The sequence below is a fragment of the Caballeronia sp. M23-90 genome, from assembly GCF_053574605.1.
This window is the reverse complement of sequence record NZ_JBSIPA010000831.1, coordinates 1-1263: the sequence shown is the minus strand read 5'-3', so window position 1 is coordinate 1263 and position 1263 is coordinate 1. Positions and strand designations below refer to the sequence as shown.

Here is a 1263-nt window from a genome sequence, read left to right as displayed (position 1 = left end):
CTCTTGAGCAGTGCAAGAGCAGTCCTCGCGCGCAGCGTCCGGCCAATGACGCGCACATGGCGCTCTACACCATCGGCATCTACGACTGAGACCGAGGCACGAAGGGTTTTCTGCCACGGCATACGCGATCGAAGGCCCGCTAGTAAGCAATCCTCGACCGCGTATCCTCGATCGGGGCATCGTCGAGAAAGGCGTACGGACGCGCCGACAAAACCTCAGCCGCCAGCGGCGACGGCGCGGGCAGATCGCGCGTGACAAGCCTGATATCGCCACTTTCGATACGCCGCAGCAACGCCAGCCACGCGTTGCAATCCATGGCGTCGTGCAGGCAGTCGTCGATGGTCTGGTCCACCAGCGGGTGATGCGGCACTTCGCGCTCGCCCACCACGTTTTCGATGCACGCCGCCTGATCCGGAAACACGGCTGCAAGCAGGTCCTCACTTTTCATCCGCTGCAGTTGCGGCGCAACGCGTCTGCCTCCGGCATAACGCGGCAACGCCAGCGCGTTGGTCGCGTTCCAGCGCCAGCGCACGCCGAAAAGCGGCGCGTCGAGCAGCGCCTGGATCAGCACATGTTCCGCCGTGGCCGGACGCAGATAACGCCAGACTTCATCGAGTGGGAAACTGTGGCCGCCCGTCAGCGACAAGACGATCGCGTCTTCAGTGGCCGCCGCCTGCAACTCGAAGTTGAATGTGCGGCAAAAACGCTTTCGCAGCGCGAGTCCCCACGCACGGTTGACGCGGCTGCCGAACGGCGTGTGAATGACGAGCTGCGTGCCGCCGGAGGCATCGAAGAAACGCTCCATCACGAGCGTATCCTGTGTCGGCAAGACGGATAGCGCAGCACGCGACCGAGCCAGATATTCGATGATCTGCCGTGCCGCTGCCTCTCCAATGCCCGTGGTTTCATCGAGCTTCGCGATCGTTTCTTCAACCGTAGATGAGCCGAGCCACGTATCCACTTGCTGATGCAAGCGCGCTATCGCAGCCGAGAGCTCATCGCTGCGTCCGGGCGCTTCGCCAAGCCAGAACGGAATGTTCGGCGGCTGACCATGTGCGTCTTCCACGCGGACCCGGCCGCCTTCCACACGCAGGATCTTGTACGACGCGTTGCCGAGCTGGAACACATCGCCGGCAAGACTTTCGACCGCGAAATCTTCGTTGACCGTGCCGATCTGCAAGCCTTGCGGTTCTAACAGGACGGCGAAGTCCGCGTTGTCGGGAATCGCGCCGCCGGACGTGACAGCGGTCAGGCGCCCGCCGA

General features: G+C 63.3%; 1 pseudogene. It reads right to left on the bottom strand.

The window, feature by feature from the left end:
• Window positions 1-151: 151 nt before the first annotated feature.
• Window positions 152-1263, bottom strand: a pseudogene (locus ACRXB1_RS36245) (ATP-dependent DNA helicase); the annotation flags it as partial.